The organism is Streptomyces sp. NPDC005483, assembly GCF_040606035.1.
Classification (GTDB): domain Bacteria; phylum Actinomycetota; class Actinomycetes; order Streptomycetales; family Streptomycetaceae; genus Streptomyces.
In genome coordinates this window covers 70,468-90,113 of record NZ_JBEXEA010000012.1, presented here as the reverse complement: position 1 = coordinate 90,113, position 19,646 = coordinate 70,468, and the positions used below count along the sequence as shown (strand labels likewise).

At 70.8% G+C, this 19,646-nt stretch carries 20 protein-coding genes; 8 read left to right on the top strand and 12 right to left on the bottom strand.

Annotated elements, in window-relative coordinates:
- Window positions 1-23 precede the first annotated feature (23 nt).
- Complete coding sequence (locus tag ABZT06_RS23560; RefSeq protein WP_355744112.1) at window positions 24-1,286, bottom strand: acyl-CoA thioesterase/bile acid-CoA:amino acid N-acyltransferase family protein; 1,263 nt, start codon at window positions 1,284-1,286, stop codon at window positions 24-26.
- Between the two features lie 108 nt (window positions 1,287-1,394).
- Here ABZT06_RS23560 and ABZT06_RS23555 point away from each other — a divergent pair, with 108 nt between their 5' ends.
- The gene (locus tag ABZT06_RS23555) at window positions 1,395-2,021 is read left to right on the top strand and encodes a haloacid dehalogenase-like hydrolase (RefSeq protein ID WP_355744109.1); all 627 of its coding nucleotides are present in this window, start codon (window positions 1,395-1,397) and stop codon (window positions 2,019-2,021) included.
- On the opposite strand, the gene ABZT06_RS23550 is transcribed toward ABZT06_RS23555, so the two are convergent.
- Window positions 2,006-2,266: a hypothetical protein gene (locus tag ABZT06_RS23550; protein WP_355744106.1), complete on the bottom strand. Its 261-nt coding sequence runs from the start codon at window positions 2,264-2,266 to the stop codon at window positions 2,006-2,008. The two genes, ABZT06_RS23555 and ABZT06_RS23550, sit on opposite strands and share 16 nt — an antisense overlap.
- A 163-nt stretch (window positions 2,267-2,429) precedes the next feature.
- On the opposite strand from ABZT06_RS23550, the gene ABZT06_RS23545 reads away from it, so the two are divergent.
- Together ABZT06_RS23545 and ABZT06_RS23540 are read left to right on the top strand one after the other, a co-directional pair.
- Complete coding sequence (locus ABZT06_RS23545; protein ID WP_007382863.1) at window positions 2,430-2,813, top strand: cold-shock protein; 384 nt, start codon at window positions 2,430-2,432, stop codon at window positions 2,811-2,813.
- On the top strand, window positions 2,813-3,268 hold the full coding sequence (locus tag ABZT06_RS23540; protein WP_355744103.1) for a hypothetical protein: 456 nt from the start codon (window positions 2,813-2,815) through the stop codon (window positions 3,266-3,268). Before ABZT06_RS23545 ends, ABZT06_RS23540 begins: the two co-directional genes overlap by 1 nt.
- On the opposite strand, the gene ABZT06_RS23535 is transcribed toward ABZT06_RS23540, so the two are convergent.
- From ABZT06_RS23535 to ABZT06_RS23520, 4 genes are all read right to left on the bottom strand, one after another.
- Complete coding sequence (locus tag ABZT06_RS23535) at window positions 3,261-4,112, bottom strand: 1,4-dihydroxy-6-naphthoate synthase (protein ID WP_355744100.1); 852 nt, start codon at window positions 4,110-4,112, stop codon at window positions 3,261-3,263. The genes ABZT06_RS23540 and ABZT06_RS23535 overlap by 8 nt on opposite strands.
- Window positions 4,099-4,767, bottom strand: coding sequence for a futalosine hydrolase (locus ABZT06_RS23530; RefSeq protein WP_355744097.1), 669 nt, complete (start codon window positions 4,765-4,767; stop codon window positions 4,099-4,101). Before ABZT06_RS23530 ends, ABZT06_RS23535 begins: the two co-directional genes overlap by 14 nt.
- A gap of 14 nt (window positions 4,768-4,781) precedes the next feature.
- Complete coding sequence (locus ABZT06_RS23525) at window positions 4,782-5,285, bottom strand: hypothetical protein (RefSeq protein ID WP_355744094.1); 504 nt, start codon at window positions 5,283-5,285, stop codon at window positions 4,782-4,784.
- 72 nt (window positions 5,286-5,357) lie between these two features.
- Window positions 5,358-6,701 (bottom strand): MFS transporter, encoded by a 1,344-nt coding sequence (locus tag ABZT06_RS23520; protein ID WP_355744091.1) that lies wholly within the window; start codon window positions 6,699-6,701, stop codon window positions 5,358-5,360.
- Between the two features lie 393 nt (window positions 6,702-7,094).
- Between ABZT06_RS23520 and ABZT06_RS23515 the strand changes: the two genes are divergently transcribed.
- Window positions 7,095-8,021: a DUF3027 domain-containing protein gene (locus tag ABZT06_RS23515; RefSeq protein ID WP_355744088.1), complete on the top strand. Its 927-nt coding sequence runs from the start codon at window positions 7,095-7,097 to the stop codon at window positions 8,019-8,021.
- 13 nt (window positions 8,022-8,034) lie between these two features.
- On the opposite strand, the gene ABZT06_RS23510 is transcribed toward ABZT06_RS23515, so the two are convergent.
- Window positions 8,035-8,976 (bottom strand): CU044_5270 family protein, encoded by a 942-nt coding sequence (locus ABZT06_RS23510; RefSeq protein ID WP_355744085.1) that lies wholly within the window; start codon window positions 8,974-8,976, stop codon window positions 8,035-8,037.
- Entirely contained in the window at window positions 8,969-9,586 is a 618-nt protein-coding gene (locus ABZT06_RS23505) for an RNA polymerase sigma factor (RefSeq protein ID WP_355744082.1), read from the bottom strand. The genes ABZT06_RS23510 and ABZT06_RS23505 overlap by 8 nt, the downstream gene beginning before the upstream one ends.
- A gap of 171 nt (window positions 9,587-9,757) precedes the next feature.
- On the opposite strand from ABZT06_RS23505, the gene ABZT06_RS23500 reads away from it, so the two are divergent.
- Window positions 9,758-12,874 (top strand): molecular chaperone Hsp90, encoded by a 3,117-nt coding sequence (locus tag ABZT06_RS23500; protein WP_355744079.1) that lies wholly within the window; start codon window positions 9,758-9,760, stop codon window positions 12,872-12,874.
- A gap of 5 nt (window positions 12,875-12,879) precedes the next feature.
- On the opposite strand, the gene ABZT06_RS23495 is transcribed toward ABZT06_RS23500, so the two are convergent.
- Complete coding sequence (locus ABZT06_RS23495) at window positions 12,880-13,110, bottom strand: hypothetical protein (RefSeq protein ID WP_355744076.1); 231 nt, start codon at window positions 13,108-13,110, stop codon at window positions 12,880-12,882.
- Complete coding sequence (locus ABZT06_RS23490; protein WP_355744073.1) at window positions 13,107-13,352, bottom strand: hypothetical protein; 246 nt, start codon at window positions 13,350-13,352, stop codon at window positions 13,107-13,109. The genes ABZT06_RS23495 and ABZT06_RS23490 overlap by 4 nt, the downstream gene beginning before the upstream one ends.
- Window positions 13,353-13,444: 92 nt before the next feature.
- On the opposite strand from ABZT06_RS23490, the gene ABZT06_RS23485 reads away from it, so the two are divergent.
- Both ABZT06_RS23485 and ABZT06_RS23480 read left to right on the top strand, forming a co-directional pair.
- Window positions 13,445-14,302: a calcium-binding protein gene (locus ABZT06_RS23485; RefSeq protein ID WP_355744070.1), complete on the top strand. Its 858-nt coding sequence runs from the start codon at window positions 13,445-13,447 to the stop codon at window positions 14,300-14,302.
- A 133-nt stretch (window positions 14,303-14,435) separates the two neighbouring features.
- Window positions 14,436-15,236 carry a hypothetical protein gene (locus tag ABZT06_RS23480; protein WP_355744067.1) on the top strand — a complete coding sequence of 267 codons (801 nt, stop codon included), beginning with the start codon at window positions 14,436-14,438 and terminating at the stop codon, window positions 15,234-15,236.
- A 115-nt stretch (window positions 15,237-15,351) separates the two neighbouring features.
- On the opposite strand, the gene ABZT06_RS23475 is transcribed toward ABZT06_RS23480, so the two are convergent.
- Together ABZT06_RS23475 and ABZT06_RS23470 are read right to left on the bottom strand one after the other, a co-directional pair.
- Complete coding sequence (locus ABZT06_RS23475) at window positions 15,352-17,739, bottom strand: cation-translocating P-type ATPase (RefSeq protein WP_355744065.1); 2,388 nt, start codon at window positions 17,737-17,739, stop codon at window positions 15,352-15,354.
- 112 nt (window positions 17,740-17,851) lie between these two features.
- Entirely contained in the window at window positions 17,852-18,136 is a 285-nt protein-coding gene (locus ABZT06_RS23470; protein ID WP_355744062.1) for a DUF2530 domain-containing protein, read from the bottom strand.
- 112 nt (window positions 18,137-18,248) lie between these two features.
- Between ABZT06_RS23470 and ABZT06_RS23465 the strand changes: the two genes are divergently transcribed.
- On the top strand, window positions 18,249-19,643 hold the full coding sequence (locus ABZT06_RS23465) for an NCS2 family permease (RefSeq protein WP_355744059.1): 1,395 nt from the start codon (window positions 18,249-18,251) through the stop codon (window positions 19,641-19,643).
- Window positions 19,644-19,646: the final 3 nt, after the last annotated feature.

Sequence of the window (19,646 nt, the reverse complement as noted above, 5' to 3'; positions counted from 1 at the left end):
CAACAACTGCCGACTGCTGTAGATCATGGCCCGAGGAGTTGCAGCACGTGTGGCCAGCTGTCCGCCCTGGCTCGGGCGTTCGCTGTGCGGGTTCCGCCCAGGTGGCGGCCTCTGCCGCCGGGGAGGTAGGGGAAGTCCGCGACGGCGTGCCCGGCCTTCGGATAGAGCAGGGCCTGGTGCCGGCGACCGCTCGCGTTGCGTTCTTGTGCGATCGATTCGGCGGACGGGAGCGAGCCCCACACCGGGTCGTCGCCGCCGGCGATGGCCAGCACAGTGCCTCGGACGCGGTCGAGCGGAATGGGGATGAGCTGCAGGCCCTTGCCATGCCTGGTCCATGCGGCCTGCCCTCGCCCGCAGCTGTAGCAGCCGCGGTAAAACGCTCTGTTGGTGTTGCGGCTGGGCATGTAGACCACGGCATCGCGGACGAGGTCCGGGTAGTACTGGGCCATCAGCTGGGCTGCTTCGGAGCCGCGGGAGCCACCGATCACCACGAGACGCTCGGCATCGGCCTGCGGCTGGTCGCGCAGAAGCCGGGCGGCGGTGGCGAAGTACTCCAGGGGGATGGCAGCCAGGTTCTTGGGCCGTCCCTGGCAGTCGAAGTAGCACAGGGCAAGGGCGGGGTGGCCGCGGGAGGCCAGCAGGGTCCCTGTGAGCCGGAAGCCGAGGCCGCCCTCCGAGCCCCCGACAAGCAGGACCGGCGCACGCCGGGGCCCGTGCGAGGGAGGCAGGAAGAGTTCCCCGCGCAGCTTGTCGTGGGCCACGGTTAGCTCCTTGCGGTGCACTCCGGGAGTGGCCCATGTGCGGGTGAGCCGTCGCTCCGCGATGGTGCGGCCGCCTGCTTCGACTGCGAGGCGTACCTCGTAGGAGGCCGCCTTCTGCGGGTCGTTCGTGCGGAACCAGCTCTTGTCGGGATCGCTCGCGGCGGGGGTCATGGACCAGAACAGACCCATGCCGTCGGCTCCCCGGTAGGTGCCTGCCTTGGGCTCGGCGTGATCCAGATCCACGATGCCCTTGTCGTCGGCGTCAAAGACGGCGCGCCCCGTCCAGGTCATGCCGTCGGCATCGGTGGCGCGTGCTGTGACGGTGATCTCCTCGCCGGAGGTGAGCCCGCTGATCCGGGTGTGCACTGGTTCGTCCGCCAGGCCGACGGGCTTGTCCAGGTGAAGGACGGCCGCCCGGCTGTGTGCGACGTCCGCGTCGCGGCCCCCGGAGCAGCCTGCGCCGGCCAGCAGGACCAGTGCTAATGCTGCCGCGTAGGCCGGGGTTGGTCTTCTTGCCCTCTGCATGCGCTCAGTGTGATCGTCGGAAGTCTTCGTGGGTAAGGGGAGAAACAAGCCCATGGGGCACCGGAAATCGTTGTCCCGCGACCGGTCCGCTTGGGCACAATGGCTCATATGGCCTCTACAAGCACCTCCGCGCCGACCGTCGGCTTCGACCTCGACATGACGCTCATCGACTCCCGGCCCGGCATCCGTGCCTGCTGGGTGGAACTGTCCGAGCGGACCGGGACGTACGTCGACGCCGACCTGGTGGTCACGCGGCTCGGGCCGCCGCTGGCGGAGGAGATGGCGTACTGGTTCCCGGCGGACCGGGTGCCGGCGATGTCGGATCTCTACCGCGAGCTCTACCCGTCGTACGCCGTCAGCGGCAGCCTGGCGATGCCCGGCGCCCGCGAGGCCATCCACGCCGTGCAGGCGGCCGGCGGGCGGGCCATCGTCGTGACGGCCAAGTGGGAGCCCAACGCCAAGCTGCACATGAAGCACCTGGGCATGGAGCCCGACGCGGTGATCGGCGACCTGTGGGCCGAGCAGAAGGCGGACGCGCTGCGCGAGCACGGCGCGAGCGTGTACGTCGGCGACCATGTCGGCGATGTCCGCGGGGCGCGCAGGGCCGACGCGCTGTCGGTCGCGGTGGCCACCGGGCCGTGCAGCGCGGCGGAACTGACCGAGGCCGGTGCGGACGTGGTGCTCACCGACCTGACGGAGTTCGGGGAGTGGTTTTCGGACTACGACGGCTGCTGACGTCCGGTCCGCGCCTGACGCCTTCCCGCCGCCACCGATTGCAGGACGCCGGCACCGGCCATCAAGAACCCGACGGCCATGAGCATGCTCAATCCGAACATGTATGTCGGAAAAGGCGTCGTTCCGAGCAGGAACGGGGCCACGGTGACCAGAGTGGCCACCGCACCGACGAAGAACACGATGACTCCGGCACGGATCAGTCGGTCACCGGGAGCGGCGGAATTCGTTTGGGTTTTGTCACGCACCGGACCAGGGTAGTTCCCTGCGCGAAGGAACAACCGGGCGACGTCTTGTCACCGGCCTGAAGACCATTAGCCTTGGTACCGGCGGGTCCCGACGACCCGCCCCAGTGCTATCAAGAGCCGTTTCAGAAGCAGTTTTCCGACGAGTACGAGGACGAGGACAGACGTGCCTACCGGCAAGGTCAAGTGGTTCAACAGTGAGAAGGGCTTCGGCTTTCTCTCCCGCGACGACGGCGGCGACGTCTTCGTCCATTCCTCGGTCCTCCCCGCCGGAGTCGAGACGCTGAAGCCCGGGCAGCGGGTGGAGTTCGGAGTGGTCGCCGGGCAGCGGGGTGACCAGGCCCTCTCGGTGGCCATCCTGGACCCGACCCCCTCGGTCGCGGCGGCGACGCGCAAGAAGCCGGACGAACTCGCCTCCATCGTGCAGGATCTGACGACCCTCCTGGAGAACATCACGCCGATGCTGGAGCGCGGCCGTTATCCCGACAAGGCCGCCGGCGGGAAGATCGCCGGTCTGCTGCGAGCGGTCGCCGACCAGCTCGACGTGTAGTGAGCGACATACGGGCCGAGGCGCCGTCCCCCCAGCTGCTGGAGCACATCCGGCGGCAGCGGCGCCACACCCTGGAACTGCTGACCGTCTGCGCCGTGGGTCTGGTCCCGTGGACGGTCCTGCTGGCCTTCACGCTGCCCAGCGGGTACACGGTCCGGCAGTGGCGCACCACCTGGGTCGGCTTCGACGTGCTGCTTCTCCTCGCGATGGCCGCCACGGCCCTGCTCGGCTGGCGCCGCCACCGGGGGGTCGTGGTGGCGGCCGTGTCGACGGGTGCCCTGCTGGTCTGCGACGCGTGGTTCGACGTGTCGCTGGCTCTGGGCACCCCGGAGGTCTGGTGGTCGGTGGCATTGGCGGTGTGCGTGGAACTCCCGCTGGCGGGCTTCCTGATCCACCGGGTCCTGGGAATGTTGAAACTGGCCCAATGGCCGGTCGCCCCGAAGGGCCTCAGATAAACGACAACGCGTCGGGCTTCAAAGCCGGCACAAGACCTTCCGCGGCCGCCCGGGTCAACAGCCCTCGAATCGCCGCATATCCGTCTTCTCCGAGGTCCGCGGTGAACTCGTTGACGTACAGACCAATGTGCTGATCGGCGACCGCGGGGTCCATCTCCTGCGCGTGTTCCATGACATAAGGCCGGGAAACTTCGGGCTCGTCCCAAGCGGCCCGCACGGACGTACGGATGGACTCGGCGAGCAATGACAGCCGTTCCGCGCCCAGCGACCGCTTCGCGATGATCGCGCCGAGCGGAATGGGCAGCCCGGTCGTCGACTCCCAGTGCTCGCCCATGTCCGCGAGCTTGTGCAGACCGTAGTTCTGGTAGGTGAACCGGGCCTCGTGGATCACGAGCCCCGCGTCCACGCGACCGTCCCGCACGGCCGGCATGATCTCGTGGAACGGCAGTACGACGATCTCCCCGACCCCGCCGCTGACGACGTCCGCCGCCCACAGCCGGAACAGCAGATACGCCGTCGACCTCTCGGACGGCACGGCGACGGTACGCCCGGTCAGGTCCACGCCGGCCTCCCGGGTCAGCACCAGCGGCCCGCATCCCCGCCCCAGCGCTCCCCCGCACGGCAGCAGCGCGTACTCGTCGAGGACGTACGGCAGCACGGCGTACGACACCTTCAGCACATCCAACTCACCGCGCTCCGCCATCCCGTTGGTGATGTCGATGTCGGCGAAGGTCACGTCCAGCGCGGGCGCCCCGGGCACCCGGCCGTGCGCGAGGGCGTCGAAGACGAACGTGTCGTTCGGGCAGGGGGAGTAAGCGATCTGCAGCGGCTCAGTCGTCGTCATGGTGGTTCCAACTCTCCAGTACGGGCGTCAGCTTCCCGAACCCCTCCGTGAGGGCCGCGAGCGCGTCGCCGATGCGCCAGGCGGCCCGGTCGCGCGGACCGACCGGGTTGGACACGGCCCGGATCTCCAGCACCGGCACGCCGTGCGCCCCGGCCGCCTCGGCGACCCCGAAGCCCTCCATGGCCTCGGCGAGGGCGGTGGGGTGGCGTTCTCTCAGGGCGGTCGCGCGGGCGGCCGTACCGGTCACCGTGGAGACGGTGAGCACGGCTCCGGCGCGCCCCCCGGTCGCGGCCACCGCGGCCCGTACGAGTGTTCCGGGCGGACGGTGGGTGACGGTGCCGAAGCCCAGCTCGGTCACCGGCACGAACCCGTCGGCGGTCTCGGCCCCGAGGTCGGCCGCGGTGATCTCGTCGGCGACGACGAGGGAGCCGACCGGCGCGTGCGGCAGGAAGCCGCCCGCGATCCCGGCGGAGACCACGAGGCCGTAGGGAGCGCCCTCCAGGGCGGCCCGGGTGAGCGCGGTGGCGGTGCGGGCGGCGGCGAGGGCGGGGCCGACCCCCACGGCGAGGACGTCGACGGCCGGCGCCGGGCCGGGGAACGCACGGGCCACCGCGTCCCGTTCGACCGGGACGGCGGTGGCCACGAGGATGCGCATCGGGATACGGCGGATCAGTAGTCGGAGTTCTCCAGCTTGAAGTTCCACACGCCCTTGAACGCCTTGCTCTGGCCGGAGGACTGCTTGTCCTGCTCGACGATGCTGATGTACAGCGTCTTCTGCGGGGCCTGGCCCTGCTGCTGGGCGAAGAGGTCGACGCCGTCGAAGGAGTAGTAGGTCTTCTTGTACGCGTACGTCATCTGCTGGCCGTTGATCCACAGCGCCCAGCCGGTGTCCGCGACCTTGGGATCGACGCCGACGCGCAGGGTCTCGCTCTGCTTGACCTTGATCGTCTTGACGTCGGACTTCTCCAGGGCGCACTTGGCGGCCTTCGCCTTGCCGAGGTCGTTGCCGTCGTCGTAGCAGACGGCCTCGGAGCTCACCGAGGTCGAACCGACCGTGACGGTGACGCGCGGCGTCGGCTTGTCGCAGGCCGACAGGACGAGCAGTCCGGCGGAAACGAGGCCGGCGGCGGCGACGGCGCGGCGGCGTCGCACAGCGGATTGCAGCGTGGTCATGGCGGAAGGCTATCGGGCGTGCCCTGCGGTCCCTTTATGCGGGGTACGGCGTGCCGTGCGTCGGGGGCCGGGTTAGGCCACTCGCGCCGTGGAGGCGCTGCCGTGCCGGGCCGAGTTGAGCAGCCCCCTCGCGGTGGCCAGCCAGCCCGCGGCGACGACCGCGGCGGCCACCGAGAGGCCGAGGTAGCCGTTGAGCGGCATCACGATGCCGACCGCGCCGCCGAACACCCAGGACACCTGGAGCAGCGTCTCGGAGCGGGCGAAGGCGGAGGTGCGGACCAGTTCGGGCACGTCCCGCTGGATCAGCGCGTCCAGGGACAGCTTGGACAGGGCCTGCGAGAACCCGGCGACCGCCGTCAGACACGCCACCAGGAACGCCCCGAAGAAGATCGCCGCCGTGATCGCCGCGCCCAGCACGATGGCCACCACGGTCAGGATGATGATCTCCGGCGCTCTCGACCTGAGCCAGGCACCGACGGCCGTGCCGAGCGCATTGCCCACGCCTGCGGACACGGCCACCAGGCCCAGGGAGACCGCCGCGCTCTCGCCGGTCAGGGGGTGCTCGCGCAGCAGGAAGGCGAGGAAGAAGGTGAGGAAGCCGGAGAGCCAGCGCAGGGCGGCGTTCGCGCCGAGGGCGTGGGTGACGGCGGTGCCGACCGTGCGCAGCCCGGGCCGCTTGACCTCCTTGCGGTGCGGTCCGTGCAGGTGCTCCTCGTCGGCGGCGAGCAGTGCCACGTCCTCGCCCTTGGCCGAGTCGACCTTCGGCGGCAGCGAGAAGGACAGGAACATACCGGCGATGAAGATCACGAAGGCGCCGTAGAGCGGCCAGCGCGGTCCGATGGCCTGGAGCCCGGCGCCGATGGGAGCCGCGATGCCGGTGGCGAGGAGGCCGCCGAGGGTGACGCGGGAGTTGGCCTTGACGAGGGAGAAGCGGGGCGGGAGCAGACGGGGCACGACCGCGCTTCTGACGACGCCGTACGCCTTGGAGGCCACCAGGACGCCCAGAGCCGCCGGATACAGCTCCAGGCTGCCCGTGGCGACCGCCCCGGCGATGATCAGCGCGAGCATCGCCCGGGCGAGCATCGCGCCCGCCATGGCGGCGCGGCGGCCGTGCGGGAGGCGGTCCAGGAGCGGGCCGATCACGGGCGCGAGGATCGTGAAGGGCGCCATGGTGATCGCGAGGTACAGCGCGACGCGCCCACGGGCCTCGTCGGTCGGCACCGAGAAGAACACCGTCGAGGCGAGGGCGACGGTGATCATCACGTCCCCCGCGCCGTTGACGGCGTGCAGTTCGATCAGCTTGCCGAGGCCGGACTCGCCCGCCCCGTGCGCATGGGTCGCCTTGCGGATGCCGCGGGCCGTACCGGTGAACGGGAAGTGCAGGGCACGGCCGACAGCGCGCACGGACCCTGTCATCCGGCCCGTACCGCCACCGATCCCGGTGGCTCCCTGGTGTGTCCTCGAGGCTGCCACCCCGTCATAGTGCCCCGAGAAAGCTGTGAGTAGTGCGGTTACCGCGCGTATGAACGCATATGAAGTGTCACCGCGGGCCTACTGGAGGCCCACCGGAGGCAACGAACCATCACGTCGGTGTAGGCCGAGCGGCGACGAACAGGTAGCGTGCGTAGCGCGCCGTGGCGAACGTTCTCGGCCGCGCGCCTCTCCGGCATCCCGCAGAATGGATGGGAGCAGGTGCGCCCGAGCGCGATCGGGCGCGGACGTCGACGCGGTCCTCCGGTCCGCTCCGTCCGCACCCACCGCCTTCAGGCCGGCGCACCCGAGTGACGGCGTAGGAGAGAAGCGATACCTGTGAGCGCAGCGACAACGCGAAGCCGCACCCCCGACCGCCTGTGCGCCGAGGCCGTCGACCTCGCCCGCGCCGCCGCCGAGGAGGCCGCCGCCCCCGGTGTGGTGGGCGAGCACTCGGGCCTGGTCTCCGAGGGAGACCGTGTCGTCACGCACTTCTTCGAGTGCAAGGAGCTCGGGTACCGGGGCTGGCGCTGGGCCGTGACGGTGGCGCGCGCCTCCCGGGCGAAGCTGGTGACGCTGGACGAGGTCGTCCTGCTGCCCGGCCCGGACGCGCTGCTCGCGCCGGAGTGGGTGCCGTGGAGCGAACGCCTGCGGCCCGGCGACATGGGCCCCGGCGATCTCCTGCCCACCGACGCCGAGGACCTGCGCCTGGAGCCCGGCTACACCGGGGAGGACGAGCCGCTGCCGAGCGCGCCCGTCTCCGAGGAGATGGCCGAGCTGGTCGAGGCGGAGGACGCGGAGCTCACGGCGGGCACCGTCTCGAACCTCCCGGTGGCCCCGACCCGCGGCTCGATCGCCGCGGTCGCCGAGGAACTGGGCATGCGCCGGGCCCGGGTCCTGTCCCGCTACGGCCTCCATGTCGCCGCCGACCGCTGGGAGGAGTCCTTCGGCGCGAAGACGCCGATGGCCCAGGCAGCCCCGGCGCCCTGCGTCAGCTGCGGCTTCCTGGTCCCGCTGGGCGGCTCGCTGGGCCAGGCGTTCGGCCTGTGCGCCAACGAGTTCGCCCCCGCGGACGGCCGCGTGGTCTCCCTGTCCTACGGCTGCGGGGGCCACTCCGAAGCGGCCGTCATGCCCAAGCCCCCGCAGCCGCCCCCGCCGGTGATCGACGAGACCCGAGTGGACCCGTTCCCGCTGCGCCCGGCACCGGACTCCGGGTCGGTGCCTGTCCTCGCGGACGAGGACGCGGCGGAGCTGGGTCACTCGTAGGGCGGGCGCCCCCTCAGGGGCGCTGCATCACCCGGTCCACCACCCCCTGGGCGGTCACGTGCTGCCACTGGTCGTACGACGTCCCCCCGGACCTGACCCGCTCCCGCAGCCCGAGGTACTGGTACGACTTCGCGTCGAACAGCAGCACCCGCCCGCCGGACGCCCACGGGGTACCGGCCGGGCCCACGTACCGGACGCCGATGGCCTGGTGCCCGTCGACCTCGGTCCGGCCCGGCAGCACCTTGACGCCGGGGACGGCGGCGAGCGCCTCGAACGCCGCGGAGCGCAGCCCCTTCGGCAGCACGGGATGGCGCAGCAGGCCGGAGATGAAGTACTGGACCATCGGCCACTCGTCGGCCTTCGTCGGTCGGCCGTACTCCGGCTTCGCACCCATGTCGCGCAGGGTGATCGTCAGCCTGCCCGGCTCGACGGGCAGTTTCTCCAGCTCCGCCCACCTGCGCGGCGGCCAGCTGCTCTCCCCGGGACGGGCCACCGGCACCCACTGGGTGTGGCCCAGCTCGCTGACGTAGGACTTCTTGGAGCCGTCGACCGAACTCCAGCTCTCGTCGACGTACGTCTTCGACGGGCCGCCCGAGACCGGCGTCCGCTCGATGACCTCCTTGGTGTAGACGAACTGGTCGTCGCGCGGGGCGAGCGGCTTCTCCGACCGCAGTGTCTGGGCCGCCGCGCCCCGCAGCACGGTGGTCGCGCTCACCGTCCGGGTGCGGGGCGCGTGCTCCCCGGTGTTCTGGGCGACCACCACGGTCGCGGTGACCGCGGCCGCGGCGGTGCAGGCCACGGCGATCCGCAGCAGCGGACGGCGGCCCACGACGGCGGGTGCGGCAGCAGGGGCCTGCATCGCCTGGTGCAGGCGGAAGCGGGCGCGGGCGCGGGCGGTGTCCGTGAGAGGGGGCGCGTCCGCGTCCCACTCCCTCAAAAGCTCGATCTCATTCATCGTCGGATTCCTCTCGGAGAGCGGTCGGATCGGATCCGCCCAATGCCTCACGAAGTTTTCTGCGAGCCCTGTGCAGCCTCGACCGGACCGTCCCCACCGGTACGCCGAGGGCGGCCGCGACCTCCTCGTAGCCGAGGTCGGCCCAGGCGACCAGCAGCAGCACGTCCCGGTGCCGGGCGGGCAACCGGGCGAGGGCACCGGCGAGTTCGCCGCTCACCGCCTGTGCGGTGACCCGCGCCGCCACCCGGTCCGCGACCGTCTCCTCGGCCTGTCCGCCGGGGGTGGCCGAGGGCAGCCGGCCGAGTGTCCTCAGCCGCCGGGCCTCGGCGCGCCGGTGGCGGCCGATGAGGTTGGTCGCGATGCCGAACAGCCAGGGGCGGGCGTCGGAGGCCTCCGTGCGGTACCGGAAGCGCTGCTGGAACGCGGTGGTGAAGGTCTCCGCCATCACGTCCTCGGCGGCTTCCGTACCGAGCCGGCGGGCCGCGTAACGGTGCACCGAGTCGGCGTGTCGGTCGAAGAGCACGGCGAACGCCTCGGGCTCGTCCCACGACCGTTCGATCACCGAGGCGTCGCTGTCCTGCCCCATTCTGACGCCCGGTTCGACGGTCATCGGGGCTCCTTTCGTCGCTGTAGCGCTGTGAAGCTCGGGCTTTCACCCGTACTTCGCCGCTCGCGGCAATCGGGTTCCCCACGGTGACCCGACCCGGGGCCGCAGGGGCGGAGTTTCCCTCTCCGCTCGTCGCGGTACCTTCATCGTCACGCCGACGAGGAGAGTGTGAACGTGAGCAAGTTCGTGCGGCCCGCAGCCGAGGGTGCCGACCCGTTCGGGACCGCCCGCCTCAGGCGAGGCGTGCTGGACGCCTGGGCCACCAGCCCCGCCCGGTTCCGGGAGGACGCCAACGCCGAGGAGGACCTCGTCCTCGGCGGCTACCGGGACCGGCTCGTCGTCGAACTCGCGCAGAACGCGGCCGACGCGGCGGCCAGGGCGGGCGTGGCGGGAAGGCTGCGGCTCACCCTCCGCGAAGGCGTCCTGTTCGCCGCCAACACCGGCGCCCCGCTGGACGCGGCCGGTGTCGAGTCTCTCTCCACGCTGCGCGCCTCCGCCAAGCGCGACAACGCGGACGGCTCGATCGGCCGCTTCGGCGTCGGCTTCGCCGCCGTGCTCGCCGTCACCGACGAGCCCGCCGTCGTCGGCCGCCACGGCGGGGTCCGCTGGTCCCTCGCCGAGGCCCGCGACCACGCCGCCGACACTGCCCGCCACAGCCCGGGCCTCGGCGACGAGATCCGCCGCCGCGACGGCCATGTCCCGCTGCTGCGGCTCCCGTTCGCCGCCGAGGGCAGCGCGCCCGACCCGTACGACACCGTCGTCATCCTCCCGCTGCGCGACACCGCCGCCGCCGACCTCGCCGAGCGGCTCCTCGACGCCGTCGACGACGCCCTCCTCCTCGCCCTCCCCGGGCTCGAGGAGGTCGTGATCGAGACGGACACGATCCGCACGATCAGCCGCCGCACCGAGGACGGCCTCACCGTCGTGGAGGACTCGCGAGACGGTACGACCCGGTGGCGTACGGCGTCCGCGCACGGGCCGCTCACCCCCGAACTCCTAGCCGGCCGGCCCGTCGAGGAGCGGCTGCGGCCGCACTGGTCGCTCACCTGGGCCGTGCCCGCCGACACTGACGGCACCCCCGCCCACCCCCGCACCAGCCCCGTCGTGCACGCCCCGACGCCCAGCGACGAACCGCTCGGCGTGCCCGCGCTGCTCATCGCGTCGTTCCCGCTGGACACCACCCGCCGGCACGCGGCGCCCGGCGCGCTCACCGACTTCCTCGTGCAGCGCGCGGCGGACGTGTACGCCGAACTCCTCGCCGGCTGGCGTCCGGTGAGCGAGGGGATCATCGCGCTGGTGCCCGGCCCGCTGGGCAAGGGCGAGCTGGACGGGGCGCTGCGGCAGGCGATCCTGGACCGCCTCCCGCGCACTGCGTTTCTCCCGCCCGCACTTGAGCCGGGCGACGACTCGGAACTGCCCGAGGCCCTGCGCCCCCGTGAGGCCGAGGTCGTCGAGGGCGCGGGCGCCGACACGGTACGGGTGCTCGCCGAGGTGCTGCCCACGCTGCTGCCCGCCGGTCTCGAACGGCGCGTGGAGCTGCGGACGCTGGGTGTCGCCAGGGTCCCGCTGACCGAGGCCGTCGACCGGCTCGCGGGCCTGGAGAAGGAACCGGAGTGGTGGCAGCGGCTCTACGACAGTCTCGCGGGCGTCGACCCCGACCGGCTGTCCGGGCTTCCGGTACCGCTCGCCGACGGGCGTACGACCGTGGGGCCCCGGCAGGTGCTGCTGCCCACCTCGGACGGGCCCGCGATCGACGCCGAGATCCTGGCCCGGCTCGGCCTCAAGGTCGCCCACCCGGACGCCGCCCATCCGCTCCTGGAGAAGCTGGGCGCGCTGCCCGCGACGCCGCGCGCGGTGCTCACCACGCCCCAGGTACGGGCCGCCGTGGCCGCCTCCCTGGACGACGACGGGGGCCTGAGCTGGGAGGAGGACACCCCGGACGCCGAGGAGTTGGCCGACACCGTCCTCGCGCTCGTCCGGGACGCGGGTCTGGAGCCCGGCGACGAGCCGTGGCTGGGCGCGCTCGCCCTGCCCGACGAGGAGGGGGAACTGGTCCCCGCCGGTGAACTCGTCCTCCCCGGCAGCCCGTTCGCGCAGGTCATGCGCGAGGACGAACTCGCCTACGTGGATGCCGAGCTGGCCGGGAAGTGGGGCGAACAGCCCCTGGCCGCCTGCGGGGTGCTCGCCGACTTCGCCCTGGTCCGGGCCACGGACGTGGTCCTCGACCCCGACGAACTGGAGCCGCGCGAGGGCGACTTCGCGCAGCCGGACGACGCCGGACTCCTCGACGCCGTGGACGTGTGGTGCGAGGACATCCTCGACCGCTTCCCGGACACACCGGTACCGCCGGTCGCCACCGAACTGGTCGCCGTACGCGATCTCGACCTGGTCGACGAGGACAAGTGGCCCCAGGCCCTCGCCCTGCTCGCCCGGCCCCCGCTGAGGGACGCCCTCACCCAGCAGGTCCGCATCCTCCTGCCGGACGGCACACACGAGGTCGTACGGCCGTACACCGCCTGGTGGTTGCGCGGGAACCCGGTGCTCGACGGCCGCCGCCCCGCCGGCCTGCTGGCGGCCGGGGGAGACCCCCTGCTCCGCGGCCTGTACGACGAGGCGGACGCGACCGGGTTCGACGACGAGCAGGTCCTGCGGGCGCTGGGCGTACGGACGTCGGTGGCCGCGCTGCTGGAGGAGCCGGGGGGCGCCGCCGAGCTCCTCGACCGGCTGGCCGACCCGGAGCGGCCGGTGTCGTCCGGCCAACTGCACGCCCTCTACAGCGCGTTGGCCGACCTGGACCCCGAACAGGTCACCCTGCCCGACGAGCTGCGGGCCGTCACCGACGGCCGGGTCGAGGTCGTGGACGCGGCCGACGCGGTGGTCGTCGACTCGCCCGACCTGCTCCCCTTCACACAGGGCGTACCCCTTCTCCCCGTCCGGCCTTCGCGGGCGGGGGAGTTGGCCGAACTCTTCCAGGTCCGCCGCCTGAGCGAGTCGGTGACGGGTTCGGTGGACTCCGAGGGCACGGAGCACGAGGTCCCGGAGTCGGTACGGATCCTGCTGGGCTCGGGCACCCCGTCCTCCTACGTCGAACACGAGGAACTGGTCGTCGACGGCGTGGAGATCGACTGGCGCCTCACCAACGACGGTGTCCTGCACGCGGCCACCCTGGAGGGCGTGGCCGCGGGCCTCGCCTGGGCGGCCCGTCAGTGGCCCCGGCGCTTCGAGGTGGCGGCGCTCCTGGAGGACCCGACCCGCACGGAGGAACTGGCGCGGGACCGCTGGTTCGACTGAGCGGCTCAGTCGGCGTGGGGGTCGAGGAAGTAGTCGTAGTTCTCCACGTCGAGCGTGATGCCGGTCAACTGCCGGACGCGCTCGGCGTGTTCCTCGGTCAGCGGCACATCGCCGACGATCTCGGCGGGAGCGATCCCCACGAGATCCGCGAGGACGTCCACGCCGACCGCGGTGACATCGACGGACGAGTCGAGGAACTCGCCGTCCTTCGGGAAACGGGAGACGGAGACTCTCATGCGGAAGGGTCCCACCCCGGCTCCAGGAAGTACTCGTAGTTCTCCAGGTCGAGCGTGATGCCGGTCAACTCCCGGACTTGTTCGGTGTGTTCCCGGGTCAGGGGATAGACGTTGACCAGCTGTTCCAGCGGGGTCGCCAGGAGGTCCGCCCAGGCCTGACCGCCGGCCGCGGTGACGTCGACGGTCGAGTCGAGGGAATCGCCGTCCTTCGGGTAGCGGGAGAGGGTGTAGAAGATGCTCACACAAAACTCTTACCAGTCGTGCAACCTTTCGCCCCACTCGTTTATCTGATCAGACGAGTCACACAGACTCACTGATCTCACGTGGGGAACACATGCGTATTCGTGCCACCGTGGCCGCCGTCTCCGGCGCCCTGGCTCTCTCCGCCCTCGCCGTGCCGGCCTCGCAGGCCGCCGACGGAGGTTTCGACAAGACCACCGCCGCCGAGCGCTTCGGTGTCTCCCGTGCGGCGATGAGCACCGCCGCCGCGGCCGACGAGGAGCTGCCGGTCGTCTCCAAGGTGACGATCAACGGTGCCAAGGACGTCGTCGTCGGAACGACGGCCGCCAAGAAGTTCACCGTGTCCCTGACCGCCAGCCACTCCGCCGGCATCCTGGACGCCTACATCGACCTGTGGCACGGCAAGGACCTCGACCACATCGACGGCCTGCTCCCGCCGAACGAGGAGGTCGCCTCCTGCACCGCGGTCAACGCCACGACCTCGACCTGCAAGCTCACCGTCACGGCCGTCCCGGGCAGCGACCTGTACATGAACTCGCTGGCCGGCACCTGGCACGTCACCGCGGGTGTTCTCGCCAACGACGAGGCCGGCAGCATCTACTGGAACGACTTCTACGGCACCCACAGGGTCCAGCGCCTCTCCAAGCTCACGGTCAACGCCTCCCCCGAGCCGGTGAAGAAGGGCAAGACCATCACCGTCACCGGCAAGCTGACGCGCGCCAACTGGGAGACCCGCACCTACGCCGGTTACTCGACCCAGCCGGCGAAGCTGCAGTTCCGGAAGAAGGACTCCAACACCTACACCACCGTCAAGACCGTCAAGACCAACACCAAGGGCGATCTGAAGACCACGGTCAAGGCCACGGTCGACGGCTTCTTCCGCTGGAGCTTCGCGGGCACCTCCACCACCCCGGCGGTCAACGCCGCGGGTGACTTCGTCGACGTCAAGTAGGTCGAAGAGAAGTAAAGCGTTGCGCATGTGCGGTCAAAATAATGCCCCACCCGTACAACCAGTCCCCTGAGTCACGGATCTACGCAGTGAGTCAGCAGACTCCGAGATCCTTCTCTCCTCATGGGGAACGCACATGCGCATACGCGCCCTCGTCCTCGTCGCCTCCGGCGCCGTGGCACTCTCCGCCCTCGCCGTGCCGTCCGCCTCGGCCGCCACGGGCGGGCCCGCCGTCACCTTCTCCAACCTGAAGGTCAACAGCGGCAAGAACATCGTGGTCGGATCGACGACGACGGTCACGGTCTCGGCGACCTACACCGTGACCAAGCCCGCGAACCTGAGCGCGAGTTCCTTCCAGACCGGGCCCGTCCTGTACCGCGGTGCCACGCTCAGCGAGAACTCCGACGACATGCTCCTCGGTGACGACGCGGGCACCTGCACGGCATCCTCCTCGACGGTGCTGAAGTGCTCCGCGAAGATTCAGTTCCGCCCGAAGGGCACCGACGAGACCGGCGACCTGATCAGCACCGAGGCGGGCACCTGGAAGCTCGGCGCCCTCGCGGTCAACGCCGACGACGGCCTCACCTGGCAGGGCGACCTCGGCACCACCCACCTCCAGCGCAAGGCCACCCTCACCACCGACGCCTCCCCGGAGCCGGTGAAGAAGGGCAAGACCATCACCGTCACGGGCAAGCTCGCCCGCGCGAACTGGGACACCAACACGTACGCGGGCTACTCGACGCAGCCGGTGAAGCTCCAGTTCCGCAAGAAGGGCAGCAGCACCTACACGACCATCAAGACCATCAAGACGACGTCCACGGGCGCTCTGAAGACGACGACCACGGCGACGGCCGACGGCTACTACCGCTACAGCTTCGCCGGCACGACGACGACGTCGTCCGTGAGCGCGGCGGGCGACTTCGTCGACGTCCAGTAGTCCATGCCCTTAGGGGCGCGGGGCGGAGTCGACAGGGGCTCCGCCCCGCGGGCGCGACCGGTCGAGACGGCGCCGCACTCGATACACGGCGGCTCCTTCTCGGCTGAAGCCGGCGCTAAGCGGAACCGCGGCGGTCGATCCACCTCCACAGGAGTTCCAGGACGGCCGCCGCCACCACCGAGATGCCGACGGCCATCCACGGCATCGTCACGCCGACCAGCTTCAGCGCGAAGAAGTCCTGCAGCCAAGGCACCGCGAGGACCAGCACGAACCCGAGGCCCATCGCCGCGACCAGCGCGAGACGCCACCAGGTGTACGGGCGGGCGATGATCGCCAGCACCCACATCGAGATCAGGAACAGGGTCAGGGTCGCCGCGCTGGTCTCCGCGTCCAACGACCCCGCACCCGTGTAGTGGTGACGTGCGATCAGATACGTGACGAAGGTCGCGACCGCCGCCACCACCCCGCCCGGGATCGAGTACCGCATCACCCGCCGCACGAAGTGCGGTCGCGCGCGTTCCGTGTTGGGCGCGAGGGCCAGGAAGAAGGCCGGGACGCCGATCGTCAGCGTCGACAGCAGGGTCAGGTGCCGTGGCAGGAAGGGGTATTCGACCTGCCAGCACACCACGAGGACGGCCAGCAGCACCGAGTAGACGGTCTTCACCAGGAACAGCGTCGCGACCCGGGTGATGTTGCCGATGACCCGTCGCCCCTCGGCGACGACGGACGGCAGCGCCGCGAAGCTGTTGTCGAGCAGCACGATCTGCGCGACCGCCCGCGTGGCCTCGGACCCGGAGCCCATCGCGACCCCGATGTCGGCGTCCTTCAGGGCGAGCACGTCGTTGACCCCGTCGCCGGTCATCGCGACCGTGTGCCCGCGCGACTGCAGGGCTCCCACCATGTCCCGCTTCTGCTGCGGGGTGACCCGCCCGAACACCGTGCCCTCGTCGAGCGCCTTCGCCATCCCGTCCGGGTCGGCGGGCAGCTCACGCGCGTCCACCGTGCTGCCGTTCAGCCCCAGCTTGGCCGCCACCGCCCCGACCGACACCGCGTTGTCCCCGGAGATGACCTTGGCGCGGACGTCCTGTTCGGCGAAGTACCGCAAGGTGTCGGCCGCGTCGGGGCGCAGCCGCTGTTCGAGTACGAGGAGGGCGGTCGGCCGTGCTCCCCGGGCGACCTCGGGATCGTCGAGTTCACGGGAGGCGTGGGCCAGCAGCAGCACCCTGAGGCCCTGCTCGTTGAGCCGCCCGGTCTCGGCGAGGGCGGGGTCGTCGGGGGCCAGGAGCACGTCCGGCGCCCCCAGCAGCCAGGTACTGGACTGGCCGTCGCCCTCGCTGAAGGTGGCCCCGCTGTACTTGCGGGCGGAGGAGAAGGGGAGCGACTCGGTGCAGCGCCATTCCTCGACGTCCGGGTAGGCGTCGATGATCGCCTGGAGGGAGGCGTTCGGCCGCGGGTCCGACTCGCCGAGGGCGCCCAGGACCTTGCGTACGTACGACTCGTCGGCGCCCTGCAGCGGCCTGAGCCCGGTGACGTCCATGCCGCCCTCGGTGAGCGTGCCGGTCTTGTCGAGGGCGACCGTGTCGACGCGGGCGAGGCCCTCGATGGCCGGGAGTTCCTGGACGAGGGCCTGTTTCCGGCCAAGCCGGATGACACCGATGGCGAAGGCGACCGAGGTCAGGAGGACGAGCCCTTCCGGGACCATGGGCACGATTCCGCCGACCGTCCGGGCGATGGAGTCCTTCAGGTCGTTGTCCTTCACGAACAGCTGGCTGACGACCAGGCCGATCGCGGTCGGGACCATCATCCACGTCACGTACTTGAGGATCGTGGAGATGCCGGAGCGCAGTTCGGAGTGGACCAGGGTGAACCGGGATGCCTCCTCGGCGAGTTGGGCGGCGTAGGCCTCGCGGCCCACCTTGGTCGCCCTGAAGGCGCCGCCGCCGGCGACCACGAAGCTCCCGGACATCACCTGGTCGCCGGGCCGCTTCACCACCGGGTCGGCCTCGCCGGTCAGCAGGGACTCGTCGATCTCCAGGCTGTCGGCCTCCACGACCACCCCGTCGACCACGGCCTTGTCGCCGGGCCCGATCTCGAGGAGGTCGTCGAGGACGATCTCCGAGGTGCTGACCGCGGTCGCGGTCCCGTCCCGCCGTACGGTCGGCCGGGCCTCGCCGATCACCGCGAGCGAGTCCAGGGTCTTCTTCGCCCGCCACTCCTGGATGATGCCGATCCCGGTGTTGGCGAGGATGACGTACCCGAACAGGCTGTCCTGGAACGGCGCGACGAACAGCATGACCAGCCAGAGCACACCGATGATCGCGTTGAACCGGGTGACGACGTTCGCCCGGACGATCTCCGCCAGGGTCCGGCTGCTGCGCACCGGAACGTCGTTGACCTGGCCCCGCGTCACCCGCTCGGCGACCTCGGCGGCGGTCAGCCCGGTCACCGCCGGGGGCCGGGCCGTTGTGCGGTCGAGTTCGGCGCCCGCGTCGGTGTGCGTCATGCATTCGACGGTACGTGCGGTTATGCGGCTTCACCCGCCGAGTGACCGGAAGTTCCGACCTGGGGAGGAGACGGGAACGGGCGAGTGATGCCGTGGTACTAGGGGGTGCTCGTCACTCGGCAGCAGGGGCGGCCGCGGAGTCCGGGCCGGCCGCCTTCCTGATCGCCGCGTCGCGCTTGCGGACGTACCAGGTGCCGTACAGCCCGAGCACGCCCCCGGCCAGGCAGGTCCACAGCCACCAGGTGTGGTCGTGGTCCGCGAACCAGCCATAGAAGGGCAGCTGCACGAGGAAGAGCACGAACCAGAGGATCGTGCCCCCGGTGACGGTGGCGACCACGGGGCCCTCCAGGGGCTCCGGAGCCTCGTGCTTGATGGGTCCCGAAAAAAAGCCGGCCATGGGTGACAGCTTACGAGGCGATCACATCTACGCGCGGAGATGGCTCCACCGGCCTTATACGTTCATACTGAAACAGTTTGTGTCTGTCCACTTCTGCTCGTAGGAACATCCAATGCCGACCGCCCTCGACCGCTACTTCAAGATCTCCGAGAGAGGCAGCAGCCTGCCTCGGGAGATCCGGGGCGGCTTCGCCACGTTCTTCGCGATGGCCTACATCATCGTGCTGAACCCGATCATCCTCGGCAGCGCCAAGGACATGTACGGCCATCACCTGGACAACGGCCAGCTGGTCACCGCGACCGCCGTCACCGCGGCCTTCACCACCCTCCTCATGGGCGTGGTCGGCAACGTCCCGATCGCGCTGGCGGCCGGCCTCGGAGTGAACTCGGTCGTCGCGCTCCAGCTCGCGCCCCGGATGTCCTGGCCGGACGCGATGGGCATGGTGGTCCTGGCGGGCTTCATCGTGATGCTGCTGGTCGCCACCGGCCTGCGCGAGCGCGTGATGAACGCGGTGCCCTTCGGCCTGCGCAAGGCGATCTCCATCGGTATCGGCCTGTTCATCATGCTGATCGGGCTCGTGGACTCCGGCTTCGTCTCCCGCATCCCGGATGTCGCCCAGACCACCGTCCCGCTCCAGCTCGGCGGCGACGGCCACCTCAACGGCTGGCCTGTCCTCGTCTTCATCCTGGGCACCCTGCTCACCCTCGCGCTCATCGTCCGCAAGGTCTCCGGCGCGATCCTGATCTCGATCGTCACGATGACCGTCGTGGCGATGATCATCGAGGCCGTCGCCAAGGTCCCGTCCTGGGGACTCACGGCCCCGAAGTGGCCCGGCAACCCGGTCGCCACCCCCGACTTCGGCCTGCTCGGCAAGGTCAGCCTCTTCGGCGGCTTCGGCAAGGTCGGCGTGCTGACCGGCATCCTCTTCGTCTTCACGGTCCTGTTGTCGTGCTTCTTCGACGCGATGGGCACGATCATGGGCGTCTCCGACGAGGCCAAGCTCACCGACGCGCAGGGTCAGATGCCCGGCATCAACAAGGTCCTCTTCGTGGACGGCCTCGCGGTCGCCGCGGGCGGCGCCAGCTCCTCGTCCGCCACCACGGCCTTCGTGGAGTCCACGGCCGGCGTCGGTGAGGGCGCCCGCACCGGCTTCGCGAACGTGGTGACCGGCGGCCTCTTCACCGTGGCCCTCTTCCTGACGCCCGTCGCCACGATGGTCCCGTCGCAGGCCGCGACCCCCGCGCTGCTCGCGGTGGGCTTCATGATCCTCGCCAACTCGGTCACGGACATCGACTGGGCCGACTGGACCATCGCCATCCCGGCCTTCATCACGATGGTGATGATGCCGTTCACCTACTCCATCACCAACGGCATCGGCATGGGCTTCATCACGTTCGTGGTGCTGCGCCTGGCGGCCGGACGGGGCCGGGAGGTCCCGGTTCCGATGTACGTCGTGGCCGCGGTGTTCGGCTTCTACTACCTGATGCCGGCGCTGGGTCTCACGTGACCC

What these genes read in the sequence shown, in the direction of transcription:
- ABZT06_RS23560 (WP_355744112.1), bottom strand. Translation starts at nt 1,286, where the DNA reads ATGCAGAGGGCAAGAAGACCAACCCCGGCCTACGCGGCAGCATTAGCA.
- ABZT06_RS23555 (WP_355744109.1), top strand. Translation starts at nt 1,395, where the DNA reads ATGGCCTCTACAAGCACCTCCGCGCCGACCGTCGGCTTCGACCTCGAC.
- ABZT06_RS23535 (WP_355744100.1), bottom strand. Translation starts at nt 4,112, where the DNA reads ATGACGACGACTGAGCCGCTGCAGATCGCTTACTCCCCCTGCCCGAAC.
- ABZT06_RS23530 (WP_355744097.1), bottom strand. Translation starts at nt 4,767, where the DNA reads ATGCGCATCCTCGTGGCCACCGCCGTCCCGGTCGAACGGGACGCGGTG.
- ABZT06_RS23525 (WP_355744094.1), bottom strand. Translation starts at nt 5,285, where the DNA reads ATGACCACGCTGCAATCCGCTGTGCGACGCCGCCGCGCCGTCGCCGCC.
- ABZT06_RS23520 (WP_355744091.1), bottom strand. Translation starts at nt 6,701, where the DNA reads ATGACAGGGTCCGTGCGCGCTGTCGGCCGTGCCCTGCACTTCCCGTTC.
- ABZT06_RS23510 (WP_355744085.1), bottom strand. Translation starts at nt 8,976, where the DNA reads ATGAATGAGATCGAGCTTTTGAGGGAGTGGGACGCGGACGCGCCCCCT.
- ABZT06_RS23505 (WP_355744082.1), bottom strand. Translation starts at nt 9,586, where the DNA reads ATGACCGTCGAACCGGGCGTCAGAATGGGGCAGGACAGCGACGCCTCG.
- ABZT06_RS23495 (WP_355744076.1), bottom strand. Translation starts at nt 13,110, where the DNA reads ATGAGAGTCTCCGTCTCCCGTTTCCCGAAGGACGGCGAGTTCCTCGAC.
- ABZT06_RS23485 (WP_355744070.1), top strand. Translation starts at nt 13,445, where the DNA reads ATGCGTATTCGTGCCACCGTGGCCGCCGTCTCCGGCGCCCTGGCTCTC.
- ABZT06_RS23480 (WP_355744067.1), top strand. Translation starts at nt 14,436, where the DNA reads ATGCGCATACGCGCCCTCGTCCTCGTCGCCTCCGGCGCCGTGGCACTC.
- ABZT06_RS23475 (WP_355744065.1), bottom strand. Translation starts at nt 17,739, where the DNA reads ATGACGCACACCGACGCGGGCGCCGAACTCGACCGCACAACGGCCCGG.
- ABZT06_RS23470 (WP_355744062.1), bottom strand. Translation starts at nt 18,136, where the DNA reads ATGGCCGGCTTTTTTTCGGGACCCATCAAGCACGAGGCTCCGGAGCCC.
- ABZT06_RS23465 (WP_355744059.1), top strand. Translation starts at nt 18,249, where the DNA reads ATGCCGACCGCCCTCGACCGCTACTTCAAGATCTCCGAGAGAGGCAGC.